General features: G+C 48.3%; 4 protein-coding genes. All 4 read right to left on the bottom strand.

Annotation, left to right across the window (positions count from 1 at the left end; all coding sequences use genetic code 11):
• Positions 1–183: 183 nt before the first annotated feature.
• Positions 184–3387 (bottom strand): TonB-dependent receptor, encoded by a 3204-nt coding sequence (locus ACLHR0_RS26210; protein WP_436490662.1) that lies wholly within the window; start codon positions 3385–3387, stop codon positions 184–186.
• Positions 3388–3559: 172 nt separating this feature from the next.
• Positions 3560–5026 carry a redoxin domain-containing protein gene (locus ACLHR0_RS26205; protein WP_436490660.1) on the bottom strand — a complete coding sequence of 489 codons (1467 nt, stop codon included), beginning with the start codon at positions 5024–5026 and terminating at the stop codon, positions 3560–3562.
• A 22-nt stretch (positions 5027–5048) separates the two neighbouring features.
• Complete coding sequence (locus ACLHR0_RS26200) at positions 5049–6482, bottom strand: RagB/SusD family nutrient uptake outer membrane protein (protein WP_436490658.1); 1434 nt, start codon at positions 6480–6482, stop codon at positions 5049–5051.
• Positions 6483–6494: 12 nt separating this feature from the next.
• On the bottom strand, positions 6495–9827 hold the full coding sequence (locus ACLHR0_RS26195; RefSeq protein ID WP_436490656.1) for a TonB-dependent receptor: 3333 nt from the start codon (positions 9825–9827) through the stop codon (positions 6495–6497).
• Positions 9828–9834 lie beyond the last annotated feature (7 nt).

The following is a 9834-nucleotide window of genomic DNA, read 5'->3' as shown; positions in this document are numbered from 1 at the left end:
GCTTGCTAAAGCAAGCTGACATTAACTATTTATTCTCTTAAAAAACACCTGATCATCATAATGATTATTAGGCCATCTTTTGGCTAAAACAAAGAAGCTGTCTCAATTAATTATGAGACAGCTTCTTCTTTTTGCTTAAATACTTGAAAATGCTATTTGATGATTCACGCCAATTTTACTTCGCTAAAATATAAACCGCAATCCCAGCTGGGTTTGCCAGCGGCTTAACAAATCCGGACTGGCAATAAACGTTTCTTTCAAAGAAGGATCGAACTGGTAAGTAGGCACGCCATTGGTTACGCCGGTTACAGATATTGGCTGGAAATAACCTGAGTTGCTGGCATACTTCCGGACGCCCCATTTGCTGCTGATCAGGTTACCGAGGTTAACTACATCCAGGCTGATTTGAACAGTCCGGATTTTTTCTCCGCTCTTAAAATAAAAATCCTGTAATACGCGCATATCCACCTGGCTGAACCAGGGGCTTACTCCTGCATATTTTTCTGTGTACATACCTCTCCGGCTCCGGAGGTAATGATCTTGTTCGATGAATGCTTTATACGCCGCTTTCTGGGCTGCGGCATTCTGTACTACCCCGTTTACGTCAGTAAGCGGTGCGAACTGCATTAAGTCGATTTCGCTGTTCTTGGGAACGTAAAGCAGGTCGTTGCTGGTAGTGCCGTCGTTGTTGATGTCTCCTCCATAAATATAGGCAAAGCGGTTACCACTGCTCCAGTTACCGAAGAGGGAAACGGTTGTTGCATATTTACCTTTTCCGTAGTTGAACTTTTTGCTGGCGGCCACTACGAAGCGGTGGGTATTTCCATAAAGGGAAGGTGTATTCCTGGCTTCGTTGGCATTATTGAGAATGGGATTCCGGTCGAATGCGTCGCCGCTGATTTCTGCGGAAATGGAGCTTGCATCGCGCGACACGAGGTAATTATAGGCGCCGTATAAAAACAGGTTATTGGCGAACGTTTTTTGAACGGTGAAGCTGGTGTTGAACTGATCGCCTGTTTTTGTATTGGTGAAAATATACGCATTCACGGCTCCTTTGTCGGTGTCTTTGTATACACTTCGCGTATCACCGATGCCGCTGTTCAAGGAGCCTGTGGGCGTACCCAGCTTATAGTTCCTTACCATCATGGCATTTACATCTTTAGAATAGGCTACATCTACGCTGAAAATAGTTCCCAGTCCGGCCCTGATATCGGCACCGATATTGGTGCGCCAGATCTGCGGCCATTTAAAATCGCGGTCGGTGGCGCAATAAAAACCGGAGGTGGGGTTGCCGATCTGGTTACCAATCCATACAAACGGGAAACGGCCGGTAAAGAGACCGGAACCGCCTCTCAGCTGCAGGCTCTTGTCGGCTTTCACATCCCAGTTGAAACCGATCCTCGGGGAGAACAGGGGTTTGGAGGAAGGAAGCCGGGTATTGTCCAGTTGTTTTCCCTGGCCGTTCGTAACCCGTTCTCCATGTTCATCGAAGAGGGTGAGGTCATCGTTATTGGGAATGGTGGGAGAAGTTTTTTTGCCATCCGGCGATTGAAAGGAGGAATTCATATAAAGCGGAATATCCATCCGGAGGCCGAAGGTAACGCGCAGGTTTTCGGTGGCTTTCCACTCATCCTGCAGATACGTTGATAACTGTGCAACAGTGATATAATACCAGTTCCATTTATCAGCGGCGCCTGCGGCTCTTGCTGCCGCTACATCCACATCCAGCGGGTATGCACCAAAAACATATTTGCCGCTGGCCGGAACACTGTCTTTGAAAACCTGGATATCCGCGTCGCTGAAAAGGGTAGCGCCATAACCGGTGAGGTTAAACGAATTCCCGAATTTAAAGGACTCATAAGACCCTCCAACGGTAATGGTATGTCTGGGAAGGATGATGTTGAAATTGTCTGTTACCTGGAAGGCATCCTGGTTCAACCGGTTGTTGATAGAAAATGGCTCATGCCCGGCCACGATGTACATGGTACCGTACTTGGTGATATTCAGTACAGGAAAGGGTTCCGAGAAAGGCGTCCGTTTGTCCTTGAAGGTGGTATACACGGCCCTCAGCTTATTGGCGTAGCGGTTGCCGAAACTGGATTTCAACTCCGCGCCGAAAGATTGCAATCTGTTTTCGATCTCATAGCCGGAATTTCTGAATTGTAAAGTCTGGTAATCGGGACCACGGTCGCGGATGGCGTTGGGGTGCGCAGGTTTTTCTTTAGTTGCCTGCAGGCCATTGTAGGTAAAAGACAGGCTATGATTTTCGTTGATCACCCAATCGAGTTTTGCTAACCATTTATAATTTTTTTGCTTGAGATTAAAACCTTGCCAGGGACCGGTTTCATAGTTGAACTTGTCCCGCAGGATATCGCTTACAGCTATCAGGTCCGATTCCAGCACGCGGGAAGTGTTATTGTTGTCGCCGTTGCTGGCGGTTCGGGCCACGTAGCTGCTGGCAGCGTCGTCTCTTTGTTCTGTTTCAAAGTTGGCGAAATAGAAAAGTTTGTTTTTAACAATGGCGCCTCCTACTGCAAAGCCGGCCTGCAGCTGTGTGAGATCCGGTACGGCGATTTTGTTGCCGTCCACTTTTTTGCCGGTCATGCCCTGGTTGCGGTAAAAACCGTACACGGTGCCGCCGAAAGTATTGGTACCTGATTTGGTAACAGTATTAACGCCGGCGCCGGTGAAGCCCGCCTGGGTTACATCGTAGGGCGCCAGGTTCACCTGGATCTGGTCGATGGCATCCAGGGAAATGGGTTGAGCGCCTGTTTGTCCGCCGGGTGTAGGTGCATCCAGGCCAAATGGGTTATTGAATACGGCGCCATCGAGCGAATAGTTATTGTATTGCCCATTGCGGCCGGCGAAAGAGGTACCGTTGATCGTTGCGGACGCGGAGGGCGTCAGCCGGGTAAAATCATCCGCAGAGCGGGAGATGGTTGGCAATTGACGCAACTGACGCGAACTGATATTAGAAGAGGCGCCGGTACGCTGGTTATCGAAAATTTTGGAGCGGCCGGTAACCGTGATGCCCGACAGGTTAGCAGAGCTGAGTTCCAGCTGTAAGTCCAGGGCAGTGTTTTGTCCCAGTTCCAGGAAGATGTTCTCTTCCGATTTTTCTGAATAGCCCACGAAAGTAGCCGTCACTTTGTAGGGCCCCCCTACCCTCAGATTAGGCACCTGGAAGGAGCCATTATTCTGGGTGATGATTACTTTACTGATACCGGCTTCCCGGTATTCGATTTTCACGGTGGCACCGGCTAATGGTTTGCCTTCCTTACTTTGGATGGTGCCGCTCAGGGTGGCAGTGGTTACCTGTGCATAGGTTATTAGACTGGTGAACAGGCATAACAGGATAAGGCATCCGGTAAGAACTGGATTTCTCATAGCAGCAGTTGATTTTGGTTGACTATGAATATATCAATTTTCCGTAACCTTTTGTTAACAAATTTTACACAAGGATATTATGTGTTTTCATCAATACTCATTTCAGTAATAAAATAAAAACAGCGAAGTGATGCCACTCCGCTGTTTTATTTTATTTAAAGTAACTGTTCTGTTATTGTTGATTCGCCAGGGTGATCATGGCTGATACTTCTGCCACCGCGGCATCGTCGCCGCCGCTGAAGCCCGTGAAACGGAAACGGATGTTACCTTTGCCATCGATAACAAACTTGGTAGGAATGCCATTCACTTTATAGCTCTCTACTACTTTGTTTACACCGGTTGCAGGATCTTTGAGGTCCATCAATACTTCAAAAGGAAAGTTATTGCCGGTAACATATTTCTTCGCGTTCGCGGTTGCATCTGCTTCTTTTTCCCAGGTATGCACGAACAGGAATTTCACATTCGGATCGCTTTTGTACTTGTCCATTGCCTTTTTCATTGCAGGAAATGAGGCCTTACAGGGGCCGCACCAGGTGGCCCAGAAGTCCAGTACAATGGTTTTTCCTTTGTAATCTGCCAGTGACACGGTATTCCCATCTACATCTTTCAGGGTGAAGCCAGGAGCCGGTTCTGTGATGATCTGTTTGGCGAATTCTTCCTGCATTTTTTTATCCAGCCCGCTTTTCAGTGAGTCTATATATCCCTGCAGGTTGTTATCACCACGTACTTTGGCATAGGCGGTAGCCAACAGTTCTTTATTGTTGTCGTTCAGTTTGCCCTGTGCCGCAATTTCAGTCATGCGTTTGAGTACTTCTTTATATTCTCCTTTTGCCAGGAACACTTTTGCATACATCTCGTTTACCTGTGGTCTCACAGGTGTTTCTGCCTCTTCTGCGCGTTTAAGGTACACCAGTGCGGAGTCATATTCTTTATCGTTGTAAAGCAGCTGTGCATAGGTACTCAGATAGCCTGGATAGCCCATCGCTGCAAAGCCGGCTGCCATTTCATTCTTACGGGTCGTTCTGAATTCCCAGGCATCATCAACGGCTTTTTTCAGCAACACTTTTGCTTCCGCGGTGTGTCCTTTTTTAATAATGCGTTCAGCAGTTCCTGCCCACCCCTGCCCTTTCCAGAAAGGGGATTCTATACTGTTGGCATATTCCAGTGCTTTTGGCAAATTATCGGCGTTCGCATAGGCAATGCCCACACTATTGCGGGCATAGTCATAAACGATCAGATCGTTGTCCAGTTTGCCCTGCGGGAATTTCTTCATCCATGCTTTATAGAGCGCTTCTTTTTTCACCGGGTCATTTTCGTCGTAGATAGGTTGTACCTGCTTATCGCGGACGGTGATACCAGCAGGGAATTTTTTTTCAGCTGCCTGCCGGATAGAGTCAGAGACATTTACCTGCTTCAGCTGGTAAAAGAAACCGGATGCCGTAAGCCAGTCGGATTCCTTTTTACTTTTGGTGAGCGCATATAGTTTAGTCGCCAGCAGTGCTTTATCGGCATCACTGCCTTTAGCGAGCTGCGTATAATATCTCATCAGGGAGTCCTGGCTAACTTTTGCCTGTCCGTTTGATTGCAGGGCGGCGGTAAGGAGACTACCACTCAGCAAAATCGGGAGTACTTTTTTCATATTGTGCATGGTTGGTTTATGATTAGTTTGTATATCCCGGGTTTTGAGTTAATGCCGGGTTAGCAACACGCTGTGCATCGGGAATTGGATAGAGTATGTCGGTGCTTGTCCAGGTGGCAGGGCGCATGCCGCCTATCACCTCATCTGCACGGGTTTTACCTCCGCTGGAAATTCCAGGTGTGCGTTTAAGGTCAAACCACCGGTGTCCCCATTCTCCGAATAATTCCGCTTTTCTTTCATTTTCGATGGCCAGCAGCAGGCTGGGCTGGGTGATGTTATTATCCAGCATTGGGAGCCCTGCTTTAGCGCGGATGGTATCCACGTCGGCAATGGCGCCGGTGAGGTTGCCCTGTTGGGCGCGCGCTTCTGCTCTTATCAGGTACTGTTCAGCCAGGCGCAGCATCACGTTAAACTCATTGCCGGTGGTGGTACCAGCGGCGAGCACCCGCAATTTATATTTTGTGATCACTTTATAATTGGTGCCCCCGATATCGGTTGCTGCTACCCAGCTGGTTTTCCGTTTATCGCCTGCTTCCAGTGAATTATAAAGTGTATCCGTTAGCGTTACTGCCGGAACGGAACCTGTTGCTGCTGCATAGCTGCCTCCATTGGCACTCCTGTTGGTAGTATAGGTGGATAAGCCGGTAAGCGTAGCCAGTTGCCATATCACTTCATTGCTGGTATTACTGAAGGTAGTGTTCAGGTCTTTATTCAGACTGTAAATACCGGAGTTGATCACGGTGCTGGCGGCAGATTCTGCATTGGCCCATTGCTTCTGGTACAGGTAAGCCCTTGCCAGCAGGGCGTTCGCCGTTTGCCGGTTAATCCTGGTTCTCAGTGTGGCGGGGTATGCATCTGTGAGTATACTTTGTGCCTCTGTAAGATCCTTTATGATCTGCTCCCATACCTGCGCTGCCGGAGTACGCGCCAGTGTGGCATTTGCCAGCGGATCGTCTGTAACCGGCATTGGCACGTCGCCAAACATATTTACCTGGTACATATTGATGAAGGCTCTCCATACTTTGGTTTCTCCCAGTAACTGGTTCTTCACGGGAGCAGACAAGGTAGTGCTGCGGGAAATACCATCCATCATGGCATTGGCCTGTGCAATGGTGGAGTAAGAATATCCCCAGAGTACGAAGTTAATCACGCTGTTGGTGATGGTGATGCTGTTTGTTTTAAACTCATCGAAAGCGGGACTGGAAATATTGTTCTGCAGTTCATTGGCAGAAAGTCCCGGCATTTCACTCAAAGGGAAAAGTACATCCCGTGTAAAGCTGGCATTATAAACCCCCAGCACTGCGCTGGTGGCAGTTGCATCGGATGCAAAGGCCTGGTCAAGGCCCACCTGCGTTGTAGGCGGACCAATTTCCACCAGTTTTTTGCAGGAAGAAAAAGCAATTCCTGTCAGTAATATTGCTGCGGTTACCTTTTTATTTATTTTGAAGCAAGACATCGAATTCAGATTTTAGAATGAACAGTTAATACCAAATACAATGGTCCTCAACGGCGGCATGGCAATCATACCGGTACCCAATCCCGGAGGACCTCCTGAAACACTCGTTTCGGGATCGTAGATGTATTTATTCTTCGCCCAGGTAAACAGGTTCTGTCCTTCTGCATATACTTTCAGGTTACTGATCTTTGCTTTTGTAATCCATGCCCTCGGGAATGAATAGGAAAGAGAAGCAGATCTCAGTTTCAGATAGCTTGCATCTCCCCACCATGCGGTAGAACTGTAATACGGCGTATAGCCGAGATAGATAGGCGTGCCGGAAGTAGAAGTAGCTGCCGGGTAGGCGGCTTTATCGCCTGGTTGACGCCACCTGTCGAGCAAAGATGTGTTCTGGTTATTTGTGCTGCTGCCAATGGGTATATCGAAAGTATTGGTAGCTCCCTTCCTGTGGTTATATTGCAGGAAAAAGCTCAGGTCCCAGTTCTTATAGCTGAAACTATTGTTCAATCCTCCGAAGAAAGGCGTACCTGGTTTGATGATCTGACGGTCATTGTTAAAATCAACACTTCCATCTTTGTTCACATCCACATACTGCGGGATTCCTGTATTAGGATCATACCCGGTGTAAATATATTTTCTGACAAGGTCAATAGGCTGCCCTACAAGATAGCTGCTGGCATAAAAGGATTTCTCAATCCCTGGAAATTCCACCAGTTTATTTTGGTAGAAGGTTACGTTGACAGATGACCTCCAGCCGAAATTCCATGTTTTAAGATTGAGGGTATTCAGCTCCAGTTCCACCCCACTGTTTTGTACCAGGGCTGGTACATTTACAGTATAGCTGTTGTATCCCGACTGTGTAGCCAGTGCGGCTGACAGGAGTTGATCGGCGGAGCGGTTACGGTAGTAACTACCGGTAAATGCGATCCTGTCGTTCAGGGCGCCCAGCTCCAGGCCAAACTCCAGCTTGCGGGTGGTTTCCCATTTCACACCCGGGTTCGGCAGCGTTCCCCGGAGCAGTGCGGAAGCCCCCTGGTAAGTACCTGCGGATGACAACAAAGGCAGGTAGATGTAGTTATTGATCTGGTCATTACCAGTGGTACCGTAGCTGGCTCTCAGCTTACCGAGACTAAGCCAGGGAAGTGCGTCTTTAATAAAATCTTCTTCAGAGAACAACCAGGCAGCGCCCACTGCGCCGAAATTAGCCAGGATATTATCCGGTCCAAACCTGGAGGAAGCGTCACGGCGGAAGGTTACATTCAACAAATATTTTTGTTGGTAATCGTAATTGATACGGCCAAACAAAGATGCGTAACGGTAATCGAAGTAGTTGCTGGAGTTCAGCACAATAGTACCTGCACCAACCAGGGACCCCAACAAGGCTTCGTTGCTGTAATTCCGGCCGTCTACACTCTGACCGGAAGTGAGGGTCCGCTGATACGAACTTCCTACCAACAGGTTCAGTCTGCCCTGCTTCATATCTATACTGTAATCAAGGGTTGGCTCCACGATGTAATTCTGCGACCGTGTGTTCGCAAAAGTGGCGGACGACTGCGGATTGTTGACCGGATTCTGCGTAGATGCCGGCAGTGGATTCACCTGATCCAGGGTGGTATTGGTATAACCAAGATTTACTTTGAAGTTGAGATTTTTAATGATGGTATAACGCAGGTTGGCGTTTGTCATCAGGTTAGTTGTTGTATTGGTATAGCGGCGTTGCAGGAGCGCAAGCGGGTTATCGTAACGACCAGTCCATGCAAGTTTGCCGGTGCTGTCGTACAAAGGCATGTTAGGTGGCAGGTTGTACAGGGAAATAACATCTGATGCCGGCAGAACGGTTTTATCGTTGGAATAGTTGGTTGTGAAAGCCGCATAAAATTTATTGTTGGCAGAGGTATGGTCAACAGATAAACGGCCAGTGAGGCGCTGGCTGTTGAAGTTACCGGGGTACACAGTAGTTTCCTTATGATATCCGCCGCTGAACATAAAATGCGTTTTGGTATCCCCTCCTGAAACAGACGCCTGTGCATCGGTGGATCTGGCCGTTCCTCCTACCAGGAGTTTCTGCCAGTCGGTGTAAGCATGCTGGTCCCATACGGTTAATTCCGGCGCATTCGCTGTATTTGGTGTGAGGCCATCATTTTTAAAGGCCTCTTTTCTCAGGTCCAGGTATTGCTGTGTGTTCATCATAGGGATGAAGTGGTTTACTTTTCCCGATCCTGTATAGGCATTGAGGTTCACCCTTGTTTTGCCGGATTTGCCTTTCTTCGTGGTGATGAGGATCACGCCGTTAGCGCCCCTGGCGCCGTAGATGGCCGTTGCATCAGCATCTTTCAGGATATCCATCCGTTCAATATCATCCGGGTTGATCATACTGAAAGGGCTGATACCACCGTTGGCGCCACTGGCACCAAAGGAGTTGAGGTTATCCGTAGGAGGAAAAGAGCCGTTGTAATTGGTGAAAGGAACGCCATCAATCACATATAAAGGAAGGGTGCCTGAGTTCAAAGAGCCCTGGCCCCTGATCTGTACCACGGCAGCGCTACCCGGCAAGCCATTCTGCTGGGTGATCTGTACACCCGGGATACGTCCGGGTAGAGCGGCCAGTGGATTGGAGATAGGTTGCGTTTCGATATCCTTTGCCGTAATGCTGCTCACCGAACCGGTATTCAATCTTTTAGTAGTAGTTCCATACCCGATCACTACTGTTTCAGTTAATGCATTTACCTGCTCCTTTAAAACAACGTTGATGGCTGTACGGCCTTTAACGGCGATACGTTGTGTTTCAAAGGAAAGATAGGATACTACCAGCTGTGCTTCCGCCGGAGCCCTGTTGATGACATACTCTCCGTTTTCATTCGTCATTGCGCCGAAAGGAGTGCCGGGAATCACCACAGATACCGCAGGAATGGGATTTCCTTTCTCATCTGTTATTTTCCCGCGGATAGTAATGCCGTCATCTGCCGGTTTTATTTCAGTGCCCGGGGCTTTTTTCACCCTGATAGCAATGAATTTTCCCGACAGGGAATAAGCGAATGGTTGGTTATTGAAAAGTAATTTCAGCACATCTGCCAGCTCCTGATCTTTTACATCAATGTTTACGGGCGCTGCCTGGCTGAGTTGGTTCTTCCCATAAATAAAGCTGTATCCCGTTTGTTTTTCAATTTCCCGGAACGCTTTTTCCAGGGAACCTGATTTCATGTTCATAGATACTTTCTGCGCGAAAGTCTGGGTGGCCAATAGCAGGCATCCCATGAGTAAATAAGTCCTGAGGTAGTTGGCACCTGGCTTTTTCTCTCCTGATTTCGAAAGGCATAAAGCGCTCATCAGCTTTTTTACAAGCATAGCTTCT

Origin of the sequence: Chitinophaga sp. ARDCPP14 (assembly GCF_051362515.1) — a bacterium.
Taxonomy (GTDB): domain Bacteria; phylum Bacteroidota; class Bacteroidia; order Chitinophagales; family Chitinophagaceae; genus Chitinophaga.
This window is presented reverse-complemented; position numbering and strand designations above follow the sequence as displayed.